This is a genomic window from Arthrobacter sp. UNC362MFTsu5.1 (assembly GCF_000685965.1).
Taxonomy (GTDB): domain Bacteria; phylum Actinomycetota; class Actinomycetes; order Actinomycetales; family Micrococcaceae; genus Arthrobacter.
Map to the genome: position 1 here is coordinate 20617 of NZ_JMLE01000036.1, position 17410 is coordinate 38026.

Here is a 17410-nt window from a genome sequence, read left to right on the forward strand (position 1 = left end):
GTGCCCTGCACGGAACTGCATTCTGCTCAATAGTCCTCTGCACCAACAGTCAGTTTTTCAGAAGTCGCCTGCACCAACCGCCACCGACGTTGGGACTTTTAGGCGTTCGGCTGGGTCTCGGCGGTCAGCGTCTCCGGCGGACGGGGCGGCAGGTAACGGTAGAGGCTGGAGCGGGTGATACCCGTGGCTGCGACGATCTCGGAGATGGACTGATTTTCCTGGTCGCGAAGGTGGGCGGCATAGGCAAGCTTCGCTGGATCGATCACGCTGGGCCGGCCGATCCTTTTGCCTTTAGCAACAGCAACGGCACGCGCGTGAGCGGCGCGTTCGATCGCGTAGGTTCGTTCCATTTGGCCGAAGAGCGCGAGCATCACGACTGCCAGCTGCGACATGGGATCTTCTGGATTGGCGGAATCAACCCGGATCGGGTCAGCCAGGTTCCGAACTCCGACGCCGCGGCCTGCCAGGTCGTGGATGAGGTTCAGGGTGTCCCGGACGGTACGTCCCAACCGGTCCAAGGTGTGCACGACGATGACGTCTCCCTCGCGGGCTTGGTCGAGGGCTTCATGTAGTCCGGGCCGGTTTGTCGTGGATCCGGATTTCTTGTCCACATAGATATGTTTGGCGGGGATGCCCTCGCCGCGCAGTGCGTCGATCTGTCGGTCAAGGTCCTGTTTCGCGGTCGAGACGCGGGCATATCCAATTTCCATGTGCCCACTGTACCGATACTTATTCTGCACGCTCGGCACGGGACGTCTGAAAGAAGATAGTTGTGGAACGAAATCTGGTCGCGTGTCGCCACTTTTGGAAGGACCGGTCCCGGGCGTTCCACTTCCTAGGATCTGGGTCATTGTCGGACGTCAACAAATATGGAGGAAGGTCGGCGTGCTGGTAAATGATCAAGGCCGATTGCGTCCATCCGTATCGGGACCTGGGATGGGCCGAGCGGCAACCCCGGGCTAGGTATTTTCACTGTGACGGAGAAGGGCTTTATCCGCAGCCTCATGGCAAGGACGGAGGATCGAGGGAACTAAGATCACAGCATGGGTCTCTTGAATGGTGCCGTGAATGGAATGATGTCTCGACTCGTCTCAGTAGGCTTCGCGCCCGATGAGGCTTTCAGTCTTGCCGAGGTTGCTTACATCAAGGCGGAGAAACGCGATCAGAGTGTACCTCCATCCCTAGTTTCTAGATCAGACGCCACTTGGGAAATCGATCGGGCACTCAGCCAGCTTGCGTCCTCTCCAATGGGCCCCGAGGCACACCGAACACGTATCAGGCTTTGGGAAAGAATTTTCGGTTTTGGATCGTGGCCCGAGCCTGTGAATCCGACTGAGGTCTATACCCCACTAGAACTCTTGGCTCATGGGTACCGTGAACCTGATAAGGCATCAAAATCTGAGGACGGTGGGCGGGCGCCTGCGGAAGATGATTCCAAAGTAGACACCCCGGATGTGGAGCAGCTGATATCCGGGGCGCTGCGGTATCTAGAGAACTGGCCATGCGATCGAGAGGATGTCACCTTTCTGCCGGCAAGTTTCTTCAAACAGTCCCGGGAATCTAAACAGCGGTGGGAGGGCCTGCTGATCTTCACTCCGGGTGTTTGTGGTTTCTTCGAATATTCCGATTGCCGGGCCCCATCAATATCTGATGGCAGTCCGCTTCTGTTTAGTCATGATGAGCTCGAAGAGTGTAACTTCTGGTTGCAACCGGAACTTCTTCCATATGCCAAACATGGACGCGTCAAAGTGTGGCCGTCTCCCGATAGAGATGTATACGTGCAGCTGAAGCGCAAGGGCAAAGAGCCGGGATCGTTCCTCTTTGCCTTCGGCGAATGGCCGCCGGAGACGCACGAGCCGCTACGCGACCGATTCGCGGAGATCATCGCTGGGGTGAGTTTCGCGTTCTCCATGTCGGAAGCAGGTCAGGGCTCCTAGGCCGGGCCGACTACGGCAAGAAGGTGATCCCGAAGCCCTCCGTATGCGGAACAGCCCTGAACTACAGTCGTCACATGCGGTCCGTCAGCTAAGGGGGGGACGTACACTCCGGTTATGACAATTCGGGGGACCAAAAAACTTACTATCTGGCTGGTCGTCGCCCTATGCGTCATTGCAGTCGCTGTAGCCGCATCAGCAGTGGTCGCAGGAGTTGCTGAATCCGGAAAGAAGACCCCGGTGGTGGCATCGTCGCCCACCAAGCAGCCGCCGGCCCCGGCAGTCCGTCCAACACGGTCACCGGCCCCCACCCCGCAGCAGACCCGGGAAGCGGCCCCCACACCTGACCCCACGCAATCTTTCCTGAAGGCGCCGACCACTGCCGCCCCCGAAGCCATCCAAACACCGCAGGCTCAGGCACCGGCTCCCGCAAAACAGCCAGCGCGCCCAGCACAACAGCAGACGGTGTGCCCGACCGGAGTGGTCACATCTGGCCTCATGAACATCACTGTGACCAATGAGCGATACACCACAGTCGCTGGTGTGCTAACGGAGGTCGACGTCATCGGCCAAGGCATCATCAGGAACGGAACAACCGTGCCCGTCTACGTCTACAGCTCGCCACCCTCCGTTGAAGGCCTCGATATCAATGGCCGACTGACGACCTACCTTGATACTGATTTGGACTGGAAGCCCGCGCCCGGGGAGCCCCGGCCGTACCAGGTCACGCTCCAGCCCGGGCAGGAACTGACCTATTCCGTGACCCGCAACGGGTTGTCGACGCGGACGCTTCAACAAACCACCGCCTGGCATGTGAAACCCGAGGACGCCGTCGACCGCTACTCCGACTTCGACACCTACAACGGTTGCTTTGAAGTACCGGTCACGGCGCCGCCGGGTGGAACGAGCATCATGAACTCTTACAAACCCTGGGGCCAGTAGCAGTCGGGGAGACATTCGGAAACTTCCGCATAAGGTCCCGTTGAGGGTCCCCTTACGGTCAAGTCCTGCGTGCAGACGACTTCGGACATTTCGTGCAGACGACTTCGGAAAATGACACTTCGGCGGCGTCCGTGGCCACCGGCAACAGCCCAATATTGCGCCGGGTCACCCGGTGTTCACGGCTATTTACGTCCTCCATGAACGCCGCGCAGGCGGCCTCGAGTTCCGCGAAGGAGGCGTACTCGCCGCGGAGGTTCGTGTCCTTGGGGACGAGGTCGGCCTTGGCGAGTTTCACCGAGGCTTCAACCCCGCCCTTGGTGGCCGGGTCTGCGGGCTGGCAGGTCAGCACGGTGATTCCGTAGTGCCGGGCGAAGTCCAGGGTCTGCTGGTTCCGAACCGGGACCCCGGCAACATGGGCGGTGGTCACGGTTTTCTCGTTGTCCGTCAGGACATACGTCGGTGCGCCGCCGAGGATCCGGAAGCACCGGTCCAGTGCCGCGAAGACGCTCGGCGCGGTCCGGTCCCTGAGCGGGATCACGATCCGGAAGCGGGAGAACGCCAGCCAGGCCACGAACAGGATCGTCTTCACCCCGCCGATCCGTGGCCCGTCGCCGAAGTCGTACTGCAGCCACATGCCCGGCTCGGTGATCCAGGGCCGGTGGACGCGGGTATGGCCCAGCCGCCACGCGGCCTTCACCTGGGCGATCGCCCGGCGGGTGGACCGTTCCGAACCCGTGTAGCCCAGGGCGAGGAGCTTTTCGTGAGCCCTATCGGCACGGATCCGGCCCTTGGATCCTTCGATCCATTCCTCGATCTTGGGCAGGAACGCGTCGGTGACCCGGCCGCGGGCCGCGGGTTCCCCGATCGGCCGGCCCGCGTCGCGGGCCTGGACGTGTTTGGCAACGGTGTGGTGCGAGCAGCCCGTGAGCTCCGCGGTGGCGCGCAACGACCCGGTCAGATCGTAGGCAGCAAGAATTTCCATGATTTCTCCGTCAGACTTCATACAGGGCCTCTTCCTGGTTCGCTTGGTGCGCTTAGACACCGTCATCAAACCCCAGGGAGAGGCCCCCACCGCTTAAGACGCGGTCGGTTCAGTAAGGAAGTGGGCAGATCTCATGGCCACCGGCGGGCAGTTCTGCTGGCCGCCAGCGGGCATTTTCGTGGCCGCCTATGGGCAGTTTTTCATGGCCGCTAACAACCGGACCAGCCGACCTGCCCGCCCGTTCTCGAAAACGAAGGATTTCAAGAACAGCTTGAATCGAGAATCCCGGGGCCGGTCGCTCATCGAAGTGGCGTAACGTCCTGCCCCGGAAAACTGGGGAGACGACGAAAAGCGGCAACCCGAGCCCCGGTTCTCACAAATAGTTCTCGAAACTGTACAGTCGAACTAAGACCCCCAACCGAGTTTTGAGAAGAGAACACCCCATGGCCACGCACCGCATCGGCTACGCCCGGGTTTCGACCCGGGACCAGAACCTGGACCTGCAGGTCGAAGCCCTGAAGAAGGCCGGATGCGACAAGATTTACAGAGACACCATCAGCGGCACCAAGTCCCAACGCCCCGGCCTCGACCAGGCTCTGGACAACCTGCGCGACGGCGACACCTTGGTGGTGTGGAAGCTGGACCGCCTGGGCCGGAGCGTGAAAGACCTCCTGGACTTCGCCGGCGGACTGAATGACCGCGGCGTAGGATTCGTCAGCCTCACCGATGCGATCGACACCACGACGGTCTCCGGACGCTTCTTCTTCAACGTCATGGCTTCCCTGGCCCAGATGGAACGGGAACTCATGGTCGAACGTACGCAGGCAGGCCTGCAGGCCGCACGCGAACAAGGCCGGGTCGGCGGCCGCAAACGCATCATGACTGATGCCAAGATCCGTTCAGCCCGCAAACTTCTCAAGCAGGGAACGCCGCCCCGAGAGGTCGCCGACACCTTGGGGGTCTCCGTGCCCACCCTCTACCGATGGGTCCCGGCAACAGGCGCGACCGAGGCTTCAAAGAAGTAGCTCCTGCTGGTTGGTGCAGGCGGCTTGAGAAAAGATGACTGTTGGTGCAGAGGACTACTGAGCAGAACGCAGCTTCGTGCAGGGCACTTCTGACATTTCAATATCCATACTCGTCTGCACAACCCCGGAATTCCGCGGGTCCTTGTGCAGTCGACTTCTGAAAATGACATCGGATATGCCAGGGTCAGCACCCTGGACCAGAACGCGGATCTGCAGCATGTGGCGTTGAGTGCCGCAGGCTGCCATCGGATCTTCACCGACCATGGTGTGAGCGGCACACGCCCCAGCCGGCCCGAACTAGACAAGATGCTCGAGCACCTGCGCGACGGCGATGAGGTAGTGGTCTGGAAACTGGACCGGCTCGGGCGAAACACCCGCAACCTGCTGGCTCTCATCGATGACCTGGAACACCGAGGCGTGCACTTCCGCAGCGTCACGGAAGGCATCAGCACCACGGGGCCGATGGGCAGGGCCATGCTGACGGTCATGTCCGCATTCGCCCAACTCGAGCGCGACCAGCTCGCCGAACGGACCAGAGCCGGCATGGCCGCGGCCGCCGAGCAGGGGCGGAAGGCCGGACGACGGGAAGTCACCGCCGACCATGCGAAGGTCAAGCGCGCCCGAGACCTGAAGGCCCAAGGGCTCAAACCGGCCGACATTGGGAAAATCATCGAGACCAGCCGGGCAACCGTCTACCGCTACCTCAGCATCGGAAGCAACGACCTCACCTGACGGGGACCCAAGACAACGTCACATACGACAGGAATGAACGCCTGACCTCGATTTACATTTCTGCAGGACGTGGCTACTTAGATTTTCCACCGCGACCTCCGTGATGCAGAGCGTCCTCTTCTTTGCGCCAGTGGGCGAAATGGACGATCTTTAGGGGGCGGCGCCGTTCTTGAACCTGCCATGCGCCCAGGCGGTTCTGGGCATGTTCCACGTAAGTGCAGGCAACGTCCCACCAGTACCTGTCGAAAGCTTGCATCGGCCTGCTGTCAGCTGCGGGATCTACCGCTATCGCCGCCGGCGACCCGAAACAATTCGCTAACGCCTGACGCACGCTTACACGCAGATGTCTGGCTCCCGTTGGCAGCATAGGTTCCCAGCGTTGACATTCCCATTCAAAGTCCCTCATGACTTTGCCGATCTCAGTACCCGACGGGGCTCGCACGTCAGCGTGTTCGATCAAAATGTGGACGGGCCGCAGGGCATCAGCGACCTTGTCAACGGCCCGGTACTGGGCCTCATTCGAGGCTCGACGACGCTGATAAAGCTCGCCGCGGACCAAAGCCACAGCCGATATGAGAGCGGCTGCTACAGCTACCCAAAATTCCGCATCCATGGACGAGACTGTACTTCTTCATGCCACGGATAGTTCGGTCCCGCCTCTGCTAGTCAAAAACCACTGAGACCCGACGGTGACTCTGTTTGATTGCGGAGATGAGTTATGACGGGCCTACGGCGGGTTGTTCTTACTAGTTACAACAGCAGGGAACGGCCACTCCCAAAAGGGTCGTTTCTGAGGGTTTTTGGGGCCCAGCAAGCGCGGCGTCCGTAGTCGCCTTAGTTCTGCGTCAAGATAAGGCAATGGACAAATGGGTGGCCGGCGACTGGCTGGCGTTTTTGGCAGTCGCAATACCTTCCGTGATTGCCGTCGCCGCAATCTGGTTCAGCGTCTGGGCTGCACGCAGATGGGGAACCCGTCGCGGAAAGGTGCTTCTTTCGTACAGCGTCACCAGTCTCCTACCTTCGGGGGCACCACGAACTGACTTGGCGGTAACGTACCGTAGCTTTCCCGTCGAGGATCCGCACCTTGTAACCCTACGGCTGAGGAATGTTGGACCCCATGACATCACTAGAGAACACTTCGACATGGGCAAGCCACTCTTAGTCGGCATCAACAGCACTTTCATGGGACTCCTCAGCGCCACCAGTGATGGCGTACCGACCACGGTTACTACGTGGGCCATAGGCACGGAAGACGCAAACATAGGACTTGGCCCAGGGCTTTTACCGAAGAAGACAGAATGGGTCGTGGAATTTCTTACACAAGGCACCGCTGTTCCAACTCCTAAGGACCGTCTTATCAACACCGACATCGTGACAGGTGAAGGCACCAGCAAGGCTGTCATGAAGGAATTGGTGAAGATGACAACACCATGGCCGCTACGGTCCGTCATATCGTCGCTTCTCGACTAGCACCGGCTCCTCGTCAAGCTCTGGCCGCGCATGACTATAACCGGGGTCAACGCGTACCTGAAGCTCTGTCAGAGGGGGCGGGCCGTGGCGTACCGTGCTCGGAAACGCTAAAGGCGATCATCGTGTAGGACAGGTGGTGCGCCTCTCCCGATTGGCTTCGGTGCGGGCGCTTAGTCTTGTAGCCATGACCGACCACTCCGTGCCGCAGCTTCTCGATGAAGCTGTTCACAACACCTATCTAAATGCTGTTGCCACTCGTCAATACGATCTCTTGCCACAGATCCTTGTGGAAGCGGCAAACTCAATTCAAGCTCCGGCGGACTTGGCCCAGACCAGCGAATATAGCGCCGGCCATGTCCTTTGCGTCATGGTTGACACTATCCGGGTGATGAATGGTGAGATCGGGACGGTCGGACGACAAGCACAGCGATACGATTCCGACAGGGAAGGCCGCTACGAGCAGGCGATGGAGTGGCAGCGATGGATCCATGCGTTGGAGTCCCTGTCACTTCTCACTGGCGAGTCGTTGGGGTCCTACCCTCAAGCCCTGCGAGATGAATTCGTCAATTTAAGCGGATCCGGGATTTCACACGGGGAAACGAAGCGCATGCTTCGCCTATGGAAAGAGTCGACCCCGTTCATGCTCAGATGGCTGCGGTGGTCTCGAACGCACATCGCTAACTCATCAGAGCGTGAAGAAGACTTACATCTGCGAGGGCTCAACGACATCATCACCTTTTCGCAAGGGTTGCGTGTGAACTGGAACGAGCGTGGCAAGAAGGCCTACGACGAAATGTCCGACTGGGCGGCGGATCAGTCAGATTGGGGCCGCCTGCTGAAGAGCTCCTCTGAGATGTACTTTGATGACGAATGACGTTGGCGCTCCCGGCCTTAGCCGTGGCGTACTGTGTTCCAGTGTCTGATCTGGAATCCCTTTCCCTCTACGCGCCCGCGGAGATGGTGTCACTTGAAGAGCCGGCCATCCGCGCGTCCCTTACCCTGGGCCACGTACTCAGCGGCATCGGTGCAGACTATGAACCAGGTATCCGGCTGGCAGACATTCATCTCATCCGCCACACCTTTAAGCCGAATGATCGCGATGCGCTACGCGGCCCGGAGGACTTAACCCAGGAACGAGTCGTCGCCTACACCAGAGAACAAGACGTTCCCCCACGGTTCCCCGCAAATCCTCCGCGATACTGGGTGATCCTCATCGCCGACGGCGGGCGCCGCTCCCGACTTTGGGGTACCTACGAGAACCACGGCGAGATTGAGTCGGCGTCCACCAAAAAGTACAGGTGCTTCGACCTGCGACCCAGCCAGTTCCTTTTACCCTTGAGTGACCGGCTTGTTGTCGAATGGGACAACCCTCGCAGCTGGCACCGGAACGCCGGATCTGTTACCGGCGCGCGCATGCCTGTCCTGGAGATCGCCGACCGGGATAAGGTTCCCTTCCCGGGCTTCGATGGAGTGCTGCTCCCGTACCACCAGCTACAGGCCCTGGTGGACGATCCCCGATACGCCGACTGGCGCATTGCCTTGTCAGAGGTCCAAGGAATCTACCTCATCACAGACTCAAGTAACGGGAAACAGTACGTTGGGAAAGCTGATGGGGCCGAACGCATTCTTGGCCGGTGGACAGCCTATGCCCGCGACGGCCACAGCGGTAACGTTGCACTCCGCGAGCTTGCTGAGCAGAGCGTAGTAGGGAAAGCGACGAAAACGCAGGCAGACCATGCCCGGCACTTTGTTTTCAGTCTCCTGCGTGTATTCGGACCCAGCACACCATCCTCGGAGGTCAACGTGGCAGAGTCCCACTACAAGGCGGCGCTGATGACACGCCAGTATGGCCTCAACAGGAACTAATCCCGGCAGTGCCGGCGGTTCGGCTTAGACATTCGCAGCTCAGAAACGGTCGACCGTTATTGACCTTCATCTGCGGCAGGCCATTGGGGGTGTCGAGAGCGACCGTTCCGAGTCATTCTGGGAACATCGGAGGGTGGCTGATACGAATCCAGATACCCTTCCGACACCTAGCGACCCATCCGGTCCGTGCCCATGGTGCGGGAGGATCTCTAACTTCAATGCGGGCCAGGTAACAGCACTTTCGTCCACAACCACCTCGGGCATGAGCTACCCCGACCGCAAGGTTACGGCCCTGCACTGCCATGGCTGTAAGAAGGGCACTGTCGTGGTGACGGACAATCTTGGGCAGGGTCTCATGTGGTGGCCGGTGCCCGGGGCCGGCATCTTGGACCGCCAAGTCAACGAAGGCGTGGCCTCGGCATACGACGAGGGGATGCGGTCTCTCGCAGTGGGAGCCTACCGGGCGGCCGCAGTCATGTTTCGTTCCGCCCTGCACTTGTTCGTCAAAGACAAAGGCAACGCCAAGGCCCAAAATGAGAGGCATCTCAAATCTGCCCTCAAGCACATGAAGAATGACGGTGATCTTCATCGTTCGCTCTGGGACTGGGCCGACCACCTAAACCAATTAGGTAACGAGGGAGCCCATCCGGAGGACTATGATGCCGTGACCGAGGCGGAAGCGACTGGGCTAGGTAAATTCGTGCGGCACCTCATCCGGCATGAATACGAAATGCCGGCTCAGCTGCTCCGCGATCAGGGGCTACTTCAGGAATAGCCCAGTCCGCGCCTTCGTGGTGGCGTGATGGGAAGTTCCAAATTTAGGTACAAAGAGCGGCTTCCACGACGTCTACAGTTCAACCTGTATAGTATACAGTTACCGAATAACCTTGGATAGTGGCGAGGAATACGACTAGCCCTCCCATCATTTTGAAGGAAAAGCCATGAGCACAGTTACGATCAGCAACCCTGAGTTGCACGTCGTCACGGACGTGACCGGATGGTCGCAGGGCCGCATCAACCGGCTGATGGACGCGATCAAATCCCTGGAAAGCGATATCGAAGTCGCCCCGCTTGAGGAAGTCGAGGTTACAGGCTGGACCAAGGGCCTCGTTGAGAAGGCCTTTGAACTGCTTGCCGGGTCCAGGGCGAACGTGCAGATCCAGGTCGTCAAATTCGCAATCGAGCATGGAGGCGCGGTCAGCCGTGAAGATGTCTACGCACTCGGTGCCTACGGCGAGAGCCGCAGCCTCAAGGGGTTCACGCGTCCGACTAACCGGGCAACCCAAGCCCTTCGTGATTCGGGCGATCTGCCAGAAGACGCCGAGGAATTGCTCGAACCGATTTACGATATGAGCGTCAGCGGCTATCAGCGGGCGAAAGGCTTTCGCATCCCGGTGGAAATCGTGCAACTGTACTCCGCTTAGCAGCATTGCCAATGCACCACCCATGCCGGTTCACGGCAACTCTGAACCGACACGGCGTTGGCCTGACCTCCCTGCGAGGACAGCTGGCGCAACGGAAGAATCAGCTGCACGCCGGTAAAGTCAGACGAAATAATGGTCCTCAACCGGAAGTCGGGAAACTTTGAGTAAGTCCTTGCTGGAACAACTGCCTGGCATCGTCACGGAAGGCAAGCGCAGGGCGGCGCAAATTCTGGAGAACCTTGAAGGACGGAATCGCGTGACCCTTCAGACACGCGAGCTCGTCATCCCCAACAAGGACACTCTAGAAGCTGATCTTTTCCAGCAATTCACAGCTGATGAAGATAATCGCCCCTCCCCTAACCGCCTGATTTACGGGGACAACCTTTTGGCGATCGCGGCGCTCTTAGCGGGCGATACAGATCACCCCTCCATGCGAGGCAAAATCGATTTGATTTACATTGACCCACCCTTCGACTCGAAGGCCGACTACCGCACTAAGATCACTCTGCCAGGCGCCACGATAGAGCAGAAGCCGACGGTCATTGAGCAGTTCGGGTACTCCGACACTTGGTCGGATGGAACTGCCTCATATCTGGCAATGATCACTCCGCGTCTGGCACTCATGAGGGAGCTTCTCTCTGATCGCGGAACCATTTATGTGCATTTGGATTGGCACGTGGGCCACTATGTGAAGATCGTTTTGGACGAGATCTTCGGCAAGGAGAGCTTCGACAACGAAATCGTCTGGAACTACAGCGGATGGAACAAGAAGCTCAAGTCGTCCTTCGAACGTCGACATGACGTGATCTTCAAGTACTCAGCCGGCGACGCCCCCTATTTTGAGTCTTACGCAGAGCCGTATGGCAGCCCCGAGGAGTACCTCGCGACCAGGAAGCAGCGTCTCTACACTGACGAAGATGGTCGTCAGTACACCCTCGATACCCGAGATGGGGGGCAGCGTCAGGTCAAGATTTATCTCGAAGAATCGCTCAAACGCGGCAAGGTAGTCGATGACGTTTGGAAGCTCGATAAGCTCAACAACTCGGCCAAGGAAGCCCTAGGCTACGGGACTCAAAAACCGGAGAAGTTGCTTGAACGGATCATTCAAGCATCTTGCCCCAAGGACGGAATAGTTGCAGATTTCTTCGTTGGCTCCGGCACGACCGCTGCCGTTGCTGAGCGCCTCGGCCGTTCATGGATAGCGACGGACTTGGGTAAGCCATCCAACATGATTACGCGCAAGCGCTTGATCGACCAGAACGCCAAGCCCTTCCTTTTCCAGTCGATCGGCGACTACCAGGTCGAACAAGCCAAGTCCGTGCTCGGTCGCAAGTTTAAAGTAGGCGAACTAGCCCAAGTGGTTTTGAGGTTATTTGGCGCAGTTCCACTACCGCCGGAGGTAAACCAGGGCGGGGCCTTTGGCAGGATCGCAGACGAGAAAACCCTTGTCATTGCTACGAGCCCAAATGCACTCGTTACCGGCGCCACCCTGAAACGTGCCCAGGCTGCCCGGCTTTCCACTATGGGCGGATTCGACAGGGTGACAGTCCTTGGATGGAACTTCTCGGATTCAATCGGCCATGACATTGAGGCCCTGAATGACGACAGGCTTGAAGTTCTGGTCATTCCCCCGGACCTACTTGATCGCCTGAAAAAGAAGGGGTCCGTCGATAAGCTCGCTGACGAAGTGAAGTTTTCGACTTTGCAATATCTGCAAGCATCCGTGCTCGGGCGCACCCGTCAAGGCGATTCCGAAACCGTAAAGGTCAATCTGGAGAACTATGTGCTTCTGTCTCCCGATGCGATCAACCTCGATGAAAAGAATCGCGAGCAACTCCTCAGCGTCATGAACACTGAGCCTCTGGCGTTGCTCGAGTACTGGGCGGTGGATCCTGATTATGACGGCCAAGTCTTCCGCTCAGTCTGGCAGGACTACCGCGGTAACACCGCTAGCGATGGAGATGCTCTCCGTGTCGTCACCAAAGCGCACGTGGATGTTCCATTCAAGCCGACTCCACGTCGTGTGTGCGTTCGTGCCGTCGATGTCTTCGGCTATGAGTCAGAGGTCATTATTGAGAACGTCGAGGTCGGCGCATGAGCACCGTTCGAGATCAGTTTCCGCTTGCGACAGCGTTGGAAAGGGTCGTCGGCGAACAGATACCTGACATCGTTAAAGGTCTGCCGACTGCTCTGATGGAGGAGGTTACTCCCGTCACGGCGGAACTCTTGAAGTACTGGTTCCAAGATGACTACGTTCAATTGCGGCCGGTGAATTTTCACGATGGCCAGCGTGCAGCGATCTTGCACATCATCTATGCCCATGAGGTACTGGCGGCTCCCAGTCTCGAACACCTCTATCGCAAGATTGCGACGGAGGCACTTCTGAGCGGAGACACTCTCGGAGAAGTCACACGTACCCAAAATCAGCACCCTAAGTATGCGGCAAAAATGGCCACAGGTACGGGAAAGACTTGGGTGCTAAACGCCCTTCTCATCTGGCAGTACCTGAACAGGCGAGAATACCCGGAAGATCAGCGCTTTACGTCCAACTTCCTCCTCGTAGCCCCGGGGCTCATTGTCTACGACCGGCTCCTCGATTCTTTCCTTGGTAAGGAGCGCGGGGGCCAGCGTGACTTTGAAACCTCGGATATCTTCAAGAACAAAGAAATCTTCATTCCTGACAACTATCGCGATCAGGTGTTCGGGTTCGTACAGTCATCGGTGGTTACCAAAGCGGACATCGGCAAGAAGGTAACTGGCAGCGGTCTGATCGCCGTCACCAACTGGCATCTGCTGGCCGGCGTCGAAGATCCTGACTTCATACCCGAAACCGACGCGCCAGGGGCGGATGTTGACGCGAAGGCGGCCGTTGAAAGCTTGTTCCCGATCAGTCCTGGCCTCAACGCCGGCAACAGTCTGGATGTTCTTGACCGGAAGCACCTGCGCGGAGGCCCCCTTGAATGGCTCAAGGATCTTCCCTCTCTCATGGTTTTCAACGATGAGGCGCACCATATCCACTCGATCAAGAAGGGCCAGCAGGTAGATGAGGTCGAGTGGCAGAAGAGTCTGAGTGAGATTGCCTCCACAAAGGGGCACAAGTTCATGCAGATCGACTTCTCAGCCACTCCGTATAACGAGGTCGGTACGGGTGCTAAGAAAGGGCTCAGATACTTCCCTCATATTGTTGTTGACTTCGATCTGAAGAAGGCGATGCGTGCAGGCTTGGTGAAGTCTTTAGCGTTGGATAAACGCAAAGAAATCGCCGCTATGCCCCTGGATTTCAATGCCGAGCGAGATTCAAGAGGCAGGGTAACCGGGTTGTCGTCGGGTCAACGCACCATGCTCCGTGCCGGCCTTACCAAACTCTCGATGCTCGAGAAGAGCTTCGAGCACGTCGACCCCGATAAGCATCCGAAGCTCATGGTCGTCTGTGAAGATACATCTGTGACGGGCTTCGTCGAAGAATTCCTCCACGCTGAAGGCCTGGCCAAAGAGGATGTGCTGACCGTCGACTCCAACCGCAAGGGGGAAATGTCTAAGACGGAGTGGGAAGTCACCCGAGAGCGCCTATTCGACGTTGACCGTCATAAGACGCCGAAGGTTATCGTCAGCGTCCTCATGCTTCGAGAGGGCTTCGATGTCAACAATGTTGCCGTGATCGTCCCTCTTCGCTCGAGCCAGGCGCCGATTCTGTTGGAGCAGCTGGTCGGTCGGGGTCTTCGCCTCATGTGGCGTGGAGATGAACAGATCGACGAGATGAAACGGGAAAATCGCAGGCGGATAGCCAACAAGCTCGAACCTGAGAACTACTTTGACGTGCTCTTCATCGTCGAACATCCAGCTTTCTCCCGGTTTTACGACGAACTCATGGCGGAAGGTCTTGCGGGCGAAGTCGGCGACGAAACGGACGCCACGCCGCCTGCAACCGGTGACTTGGAGGTCGTTGAGCTCAGAGACGACTATGAGCCGTTTGATTTTCATATCCCGATGATGGTTCGTGACCGCGAGGAAGAGCTCAAGACGCCCATCCTTGACCCCTACCTGATGCCAAGATGCCGAATTCCGTTCGCGGATGCAAAGATGTTCGCCGGCAAGGGGGACAGCTTCGTCTCCGTTGACGTTCAGACGAAGACCCAATTTGGTGATTACCGGATAGACGGTGGGGTCATGACCGCGACGGGCTACAACGACTTCCTGAGCCGCCTTACAGTCCGCATCACGGAAGCTTTGGGTGGCTCACGCGCCGAAATGACCTCCAGTGCTAAGAAGTACAACTCACTGGCGGCCTTTCCCATGCTCCAGACGTTCAGGCCACAGTTGCTCGGATGGATCGACACCTACATTCGCAACCGATTCTTCGGTCAGGTTATCGATCCCCTGGAGGATGAGAACTGGAGGGTCCTGCTGACCGACGCGATAACGAACGAACTGGCAGGAAACATATCTTCCGCGCTCGTCCGATCCCTGACACAGGAGGTCGTTTCAATTGCGGAAGTGACCTTCCGCAGCCTGTCAGAGGTTCAAAGGCTCAGCGTGCGAGCATCGTCATGCGTTGATGTGTCCAAATGTATCTATCCGAAGCTGCCAATCCCCACCCATGGCGGTGGTCTGGAACGGAAGTTCCTGGAGTGGGCCAACAACGACACAAAGGTTGAGGCCCTCTGCAAGATCAGTGAATACAAGCACACATTCGTCCAGCGCCCCTATCTGAAGGCGGACGGCATGCCGGCCCGGTACTCGCCGGACTTTCTGTTTCGTACCGACGAAATGATTTACGTCGTTGAGACCAAAGCAGACTCAGCCCTCTCGGACATCAACGTTCAGAGGAAGCAGTCTGCAGCCATCGCCTGGTGCGAGCAAATTAACGAGCTAGAGCCCTCTCAGCGCAGTCATCGCCGGTGGGCATACGTTCTCCTCGGCGAGCAGGCCGTGGAAGGCTCAATCGCCGGGAACGAGCGCGCTTCGGATTTGCTGGATCGAACGCGGCTTAGAACTAACGCTGAGGAGATCGCTCAGGCACAAATCTGGTGAGCCCACGACGGAGATCGCATACGTTCGTCAGTTGTTAAGGGGTGAGGGGCCCGCGCGGTGGCGGGCCCCTCTGTTTTCCTCAGCAAAAGGAATCTGTGGCTTCAGCTTGGCTGAACTGTTGGTGATGCTGCCGCCGGACGGAACTTCGTTGTTCCGTGGCGGCGCGGCTGTCGTTGTCGTTCGTGGGTGTCGCGGGAACCGGCGGTCCGCCGCTGGTGAGTGGCTGGGCGTGGTTCGCCAAGGCGGCGGACCGCCCGCCGTTGGAAGGTTACTGGCCCTTACGTGGTGATTGGCCGGGGCCTTGCCGGGCGGTGGTTTCTCCCGGCAAGGGATCTTTATGCGGTTTCCTCGGTGGTGGAGTGCTTGTCGAGGATGATCTGTTCGACTTCGCTGGCTTTGTATCCCCATTTCACGAGCTGGGTGAGGTAGGCGTTGTGGACCTGTCCTGCGCTACGCCATGAGTCTTTCTGGATGGTCTTTTCGTACCCTGCGCAGATCAGGGCGAGCAGTGCGAACTCGGGCCGGGCGGTGGTCTTGGCGACGTGGTCCCGGAGGGGGTTCCAGCCCCACCGGTCGCTTTCCTCGCCTGTCTTGGCTCCGATCATCTCGGTGGCGACTTTGCCGTCGTATCCGCTGGCTGTTTCGGGGTTGTGGGTGATGGCGTGGACGGTGAAGTACTGCCAGCCCTTCGGTGTGGCCTTGCGTGCCAGCAGGGTTTTGACCCATTCGCGGCGGACCTTGGTGGCGGATTCCATGGCCTTGTTGTTGGCGATCAGGGTCTTCCTCTCGGCCTTCTGTTCCTCGGTCATTGGGCCTTTCTGTGCGTGGGTGACGCCGTCGTAGCGTTCGTACTTCGGTGTGAAGCCGAGTTCCTTCCAGTCGCTGATGACCGGTTTGGCGCTGTGCTGGCCGCGGTAGTCCGTGCTGATCAGGTAGGCGTTGGCGTCCTCGTCGGTGGCCGGTTCACCGTCCGCCCGGTTGGCCGCGTTCACGTACAGGGCCTCGGATTCGGCGTAGTGTCCGGCGTCCTCCACGATGGCCTTGCCCTGGGCGATGAGCTCTTCGATCAGTGCGGCGAGCTGGGCTTTGGATTCCCGGTCGTCCCGGAGCTTCTGTGCGATGTGGTCGAAGTAGTCGGGTTCGTCCCGGATGACGGACTCGAGTTCCTCGATGGCGTCCTCGTCGCCTTCAAATTCGGCGAGCACGAGGGCCATGTCTACGGTGTAGCCGTTGTTCAGGGCTTTGGCTCCGGTGGTGGAGGCTTTGGCTTTCAGAGCGCTGTCCACGGTGGTCTTGGTCCGGCCGGTTTTCTTGGCGATGTCGGCGGCCGAGACGCCGATGAGCGAGAGCTGGTGGTAGGCGTCGGCTTCGTCGGCTTCGGTCAGCTCGGTGCGCTGGATGTTTTCGACTACCTGGGTGAGGATGCGCTCGGCCTCTTCCGGGCTGGAAACGATCATCACCGGGATGGAGTCGCGCTCTGCTTCCACTGCGCCCAGGGTGCGGCGCTGGCCCATCAGGACGTACACGGTGCCGTCGTCCTTGCGGTGGGCAATGACCGGTTCGAGCACACCGAGCTCCTTGATGCTGGCGATGAAATCGGTCTTCAGGTCAGCGGCCTTGCGGACGTTGATGTCGATGGTCAGAGTCTTGGGGTCAAGCATTTCGAGCGTGGGTGTGGCGTTCATGGTTTCTTGTCCTTTGCTGAGGATTCGGTGGGCGGGGTGCGGTAGGTGACCGGCCAGCTTCCCCTCTCCCCCCGTTGTTTTTTTGCCTGCTGGCGAAGCTTGCGTAGCTGTGCCCGACGGAGGCCCTGTCCACCCGAAGGGCCAGGGACGTGCAATCTGCGCAGGAAATAAGCGACGAAGGAGCGCCGGAGCCGATTGTGCGGGCCGCAGGCCCCGACGAAGGAGGGGCTGGATGGGGCCGGAGCGGGCACGATAATCCGAAGGACAGCAGACAAAAAACGTCGTAGACAAACAGGGCCAGGGAGCCCGGAGCCCTGCG

Annotated in this window: 15 protein-coding genes and 1 pseudogene; 12 read left to right on the forward strand and 4 right to left on the reverse strand. The window is 58.9% G+C overall.

All coding sequences use genetic code 11. The features are described 5' to 3' along the window. Window positions 1-98 precede the first annotated feature (98 nt). Complete coding sequence (locus BS38_RS0121865; RefSeq protein ID WP_028272693.1) at window positions 99-710, reverse strand: recombinase family protein; 612 nt, start codon at window positions 708-710, stop codon at window positions 99-101. Between the two features lie 333 nt (window positions 711-1043). Here BS38_RS0121865 and BS38_RS27275 point away from each other — a divergent pair, with 333 nt between their 5' ends. After that, window positions 1044-1937: a hypothetical protein gene (locus tag BS38_RS27275; RefSeq protein ID WP_156037216.1), complete on the forward strand. Its 894-nt coding sequence runs from the start codon at window positions 1044-1046 to the stop codon at window positions 1935-1937. A gap of 495 nt (window positions 1938-2432) precedes the next feature. After that, window positions 2433-2876, forward strand: coding sequence for a hypothetical protein (locus BS38_RS0121875; RefSeq protein WP_028272694.1), 444 nt, complete (start codon window positions 2433-2435; stop codon window positions 2874-2876). 157 nt (window positions 2877-3033) lie between these two features. Here the strand turns inward: BS38_RS0121875 and istA are convergent. After that, a pseudogene (gene istA / locus BS38_RS26020) lies at window positions 3034-3879 on the reverse strand (IS21 family transposase); the annotation flags it as partial. 112 nt (window positions 3880-3991) lie between these two features. Here istA and BS38_RS27485 point away from each other — a divergent pair. From BS38_RS27485 to BS38_RS0121895, 3 genes are all read left to right on the forward strand, one after another. After that, complete coding sequence (locus BS38_RS27485; RefSeq protein WP_028272695.1) at window positions 3992-4174, forward strand: hypothetical protein; 183 nt, start codon at window positions 3992-3994, stop codon at window positions 4172-4174. Between the two features lie 127 nt (window positions 4175-4301). Further along, complete coding sequence (locus BS38_RS0121890; protein WP_028272696.1) at window positions 4302-4883, forward strand: recombinase family protein; 582 nt, start codon at window positions 4302-4304, stop codon at window positions 4881-4883. Window positions 4884-5027: 144 nt separating this feature from the next. After that, window positions 5028-5615: a recombinase family protein gene (locus BS38_RS0121895; RefSeq protein ID WP_028272697.1), complete on the forward strand. Its 588-nt coding sequence runs from the start codon at window positions 5028-5030 to the stop codon at window positions 5613-5615. An 845-nt stretch (window positions 5616-6460) separates the two neighbouring features. Here BS38_RS0121895 and BS38_RS27280 read toward each other — a convergent pair. After that, window positions 6461-6622 (reverse strand): hypothetical protein, encoded by a 162-nt coding sequence (locus BS38_RS27280; protein WP_156037217.1) that lies wholly within the window; start codon window positions 6620-6622, stop codon window positions 6461-6463. Window positions 6623-6758: 136 nt separating this feature from the next. Here BS38_RS27280 and BS38_RS27285 point away from each other — a divergent pair, with 136 nt between their 5' ends. The 7 genes from BS38_RS27285 (at window position 6759) to BS38_RS0121925 (ending at window position 15406) form a co-directional block, all read left to right on the forward strand. After that, window positions 6759-7085, forward strand: coding sequence for a hypothetical protein (locus tag BS38_RS27285; RefSeq protein ID WP_156037218.1), 327 nt, complete (start codon window positions 6759-6761; stop codon window positions 7083-7085). Between the two features lie 184 nt (window positions 7086-7269). Further along, window positions 7270-7959, forward strand: a complete 690-nt coding sequence (locus tag BS38_RS0121900; protein ID WP_156037219.1) for a hypothetical protein — start codon at window positions 7270-7272, stop codon at window positions 7957-7959. Between the two features lie 41 nt (window positions 7960-8000). Next, window positions 8001-8951, forward strand: coding sequence for a GIY-YIG nuclease family protein (locus BS38_RS0121905; protein ID WP_231511395.1), 951 nt, complete (start codon window positions 8001-8003; stop codon window positions 8949-8951). Between the two features lie 262 nt (window positions 8952-9213). Continuing rightward, complete coding sequence (locus tag BS38_RS26025) at window positions 9214-9726, forward strand: DUF4145 domain-containing protein (protein WP_051629088.1); 513 nt, start codon at window positions 9214-9216, stop codon at window positions 9724-9726. A 166-nt stretch (window positions 9727-9892) separates the two neighbouring features. Next, the gene (locus BS38_RS26580) at window positions 9893-10375 is read left to right on the forward strand and encodes a hypothetical protein (protein WP_051629089.1); all 483 of its coding nucleotides are present in this window, start codon (window positions 9893-9895) and stop codon (window positions 10373-10375) included. A gap of 172 nt (window positions 10376-10547) precedes the next feature. Beyond that, on the forward strand, window positions 10548-12473 hold the full coding sequence (locus BS38_RS0121920; RefSeq protein ID WP_231511396.1) for a DNA methyltransferase: 1926 nt from the start codon (window positions 10548-10550) through the stop codon (window positions 12471-12473). Further along, window positions 12470-15406 (forward strand): DEAD/DEAH box helicase family protein, encoded by a 2937-nt coding sequence (locus tag BS38_RS0121925; RefSeq protein WP_028272701.1) that lies wholly within the window; start codon window positions 12470-12472, stop codon window positions 15404-15406. The genes BS38_RS0121920 and BS38_RS0121925 overlap by 4 nt, the downstream gene beginning before the upstream one ends. Window positions 15407-15741: 335 nt before the next feature. On the opposite strand, the gene BS38_RS0121930 is transcribed toward BS38_RS0121925, so the two are convergent. After that, window positions 15742-17091 carry a ParB/RepB/Spo0J family partition protein gene (locus BS38_RS0121930; protein WP_028272702.1) on the reverse strand — a complete coding sequence of 450 codons (1350 nt, stop codon included), beginning with the start codon at window positions 17089-17091 and terminating at the stop codon, window positions 15742-15744. Window positions 17092-17410: the final 319 nt, after the last annotated feature.